The sequence below is a fragment of the Oleiphilus sp. HI0079 genome (genome assembly GCF_001635105.1).
Window position 1 is genome coordinate 1 of record NZ_LWFT01000258.1, and the last position, 590, is coordinate 590.

Sequence of the window (590 nt, forward strand, 5' to 3'; positions counted from 1 at the left end):
GATCGGCTTTCCTGGAGAGAATATCGGCCAATTACCAGATCCTTTTTCTATGCGTCCTGTTGAATTGGCTGCAATGTCTTACGGTTACGGCCTAAGTACTACGGCGCTCCAACTCGCTCAGGCGTATATGATTTTAGGCAATGGCGGCCACAAGCACAGTCTCAGTTTGATTAGGAAAGAGCAAAATGATGCGTCGCTCCAAGTGCTAAGTAGCGATATATCCGCTGATCTTGTTCAATCGATGCGAGCCGTTGTCGAGAAGGGCGGTACCGGCACGCGGGCGCAGGTTCCACTATATGCTGTGGGCGGTAAGACCGGCACAGTGCACACTGTTGGCCGAAATGGTTATAACTCAGATGAGTACAAGGCACTATTTGCCGGTGTGGCACCGACCTCAAAACCAAAGATAGCTGCCGTTGTCGTTATCGAGGCGCCTGCGGGCGCCGAGTATTATGGTGGCGAAGTCGCTGCTCCCGTCTTTTCTCGTGTGATCAACGGTGCGATGCGTATTCTAGACGTCGCGCCAGATGATTTAGCGCCTTTAATGCATGCAAATCAAGAATCGGCTTTGGCTGACGAAGGTAAGAGGG

1 protein-coding gene is annotated in these 590 nt (G+C 51.9%); it reads left to right on the forward strand.

Features of this window, described 5'->3' with window-relative positions:
• Nucleotides 1-590: penicillin-binding transpeptidase domain-containing protein (locus tag A3750_RS03760; protein WP_255374863.1), on the forward strand; the 590-nt coding region annotated here is incomplete at both ends.